Below are 1,754 nucleotides of genomic sequence, written 5' to 3'. Positions count from 1 at the left end.
CCACACGACACCTCGCCGCACGAGCCCCCGCCCACCATCGACGACGCCCCGGTCCACCTGCTGCGACGCCGGGTCATGCAGGCCGTTTCCGGAGGGCGGCGCGTGCTGGCGTTCCCCGGCGACCGGGCCGCCGACGTCGCACGGTTGCGGCGGTACGGCCTGGGCACCGCGGGTGAGTTGCTCGCCGAGCTGCACACCACCGCGGCGGACCGCGCACGTGACCCCTTCGGCAGGCTGCTCCCGGCCGACACCGGCCGCTTCGTCCGCGCCTGGCTCGGCGCCGCCGTCTACACGGAGTCGCTCGACCACGCCCTGTGCGCCGCCGCGTGGGGCGCGGACCCCACCACGGAGCCCACCGCGGACCCCAGCGGGGCCCCACCGCAGACCTCACAGCGGACCGCACCGGGCCGGGCGAACCCGCACTCCGGGCCGCCGTGAGGTAGAGCCGAGCGGCACCACCCACACGATCCGCACGCTGAGAGGCGCGGGTCGCCGTAGTATCGGACGATCTCGTGGGGGAAGGCGGGCGGACATGGGCAGACAGCGTCCCGGTACGCCGACGCTGGAGGAGGTGGCCGCCCTCGCCGGCGTGGGGCGGGGCACCGTCTCAAGGGTCATCAACAACGCGGCCGGCGTGCGGGACTCGACACGCCGCGCCGTGCAGCGGGCCATCGCGGAGCTGGGCTACGTCCCGAATCTCGCGGCGCGCTCGCTGGCGGGGCACCGTGCGGACGCCGTCGCGCTGGTGATGACAGAGCCGGACTGGCGGCTGTTCGGGGAGCCGTTCTTCACGGAGATCGTGCATGCCGTCGGCGACGCCCTGACCGACACACCGGTGCAGTTGCTGCTCACGCTGGTCCGTACGGACACCGAACGCAGGCGGTTCGTGGAGTACGCGCGAGGCGGGCGGGTCGACGGTGTGCTGCTGATGTCCGTGCACGCCGCGGATCCGCTGCCGGACATGCTGGCCAAGGCCGGGCTGCCCACCGTGATGCTCGGGCGGCGTTCCGGCGACGAGAGTGTCACCTACGTCGACGCCGACAACGCCGGGGGTGCGCGCGGCGCGGTCACGTACCTGCTGGACGGGGGCCGGAGCGCGATCGGGGCCATCAGCGGGCCGCTGGACATGTACGTCGCCCAGTGCAGGCTGCGCGGATACCGGGAGGCTCTGGAGCTGGCCGGGGTGACGCCGGACCCCTCGCTGGTCGTCGAGGGCGCCGACTTCACGGAGGAGAGCGGGCGCCGGGCGATGACCAGCCTGATCGGCCGTCACCCGGAGCTGGACGCGGTCTTCGCCGCCTCGGACACCCTGGCCGCCGGGGCACTCGGCGCGCTGCGTGCCGCGGGGCGCCGGGTGCCCCAGGACGTGGCGGTGATCGGCTTCGACGACTTCCAGCCGGCCCGGCCCACGGACCCGCCGCTGACGACGGTCCGGCAGCCGCTGGAGGAGATCGGCCGCACCATGGTGCGGCTGCTGCTGGAGGAGATGGAGGAGTCGCCCGTCGCCTGGCGGCACGTCATCCTCCGTACCGAGCTGGTACTCAGGGACTCCGCCTGACCGAAGCCGTCGTCGGGAGCGCTCCCGTCAAGGGCCCGGCTCCCACCTGGGGCTTCGAGATTCGTGCGACGGCTCCGTTGCGCACAGTCTTGTCAGGAACATGAACGGCTCCTACAGTCCCCAGTCAACCGGTAGTTGGGAGCGCTCCCATCAGTGGGGAGTTGGGAGCGCTCCCAACTACCGGTTGACTGGGGAC

At 73.1% G+C, this 1,754-nt stretch carries 1 protein-coding gene and 1 pseudogene; both read left to right on the top strand.

The features are described 5' to 3' along the window. Positions 1-438 (top strand): annotated as a pseudogene (locus DMH12_RS38365) (hypothetical protein); the annotation flags it as partial. 94 nt (positions 439-532) lie between these two features. Next, the gene (locus DMH12_RS38360; protein ID WP_125495847.1) at positions 533-1,558 is read left to right on the top strand and encodes a LacI family DNA-binding transcriptional regulator; all 1,026 of its coding nucleotides are present in this window, start codon (positions 533-535) and stop codon (positions 1,556-1,558) included. The last annotated feature ends 196 nt before the right edge of the window (positions 1,559-1,754 follow it).

The sequence above is a fragment of the Streptomyces sp. WAC 04229 genome (genome assembly GCF_003947455.1).
In the GTDB taxonomy this organism is placed as follows: domain Bacteria; phylum Actinomycetota; class Actinomycetes; order Streptomycetales; family Streptomycetaceae; genus Streptomyces.
The sequence above is the reverse complement of the archived record's forward strand: the minus strand, read 5'-3'. Positions and strand labels throughout refer to the sequence as shown.